Here is a 265-nt window from a genome sequence, read left to right as displayed (position 1 = left end):
GCACACCCGGATGGTCTTCAGGACAAGTTCCCGCAAACTGCAGCAACGGGTGACGGTCCGGATATCGTGTTCTGGGCGCACGACCGTTTTGGTGGCTACGCTGAAGCGGGTCTGCTGGCTGAGATCAAACCTTCGCAAAAAATCAAAGACGGCATCGTCGATTTTGCATGGGATGCGGTGAAATACGATGGCAAATACATCGGCTATCCAATCGCCGTTGAGTCTTTGTCTCTCATCTACAACAAAGATTTAGTGCCAGATCGGA

1 protein-coding gene is annotated in these 265 nt (G+C 51.7%); it reads left to right on the top strand.

What is annotated here, in order from left to right; genetic code table 11:
- On the top strand, nucleotides 1-265 hold a 265-nt coding region (locus tag JI666_RS21130; protein ID WP_206895049.1), incomplete at both ends, for an extracellular solute-binding protein.

The sequence above is a fragment of the Bacillus sp. NTK071 genome (assembly GCF_017303315.1).
Lineage (GTDB): Bacteria > Bacillota > Bacilli > Bacillales > Guptibacillaceae > Guptibacillus.
The sequence above is the reverse complement of the archived record's forward strand: the minus strand, read 5'-3'. Positions and strand labels throughout refer to the sequence as shown.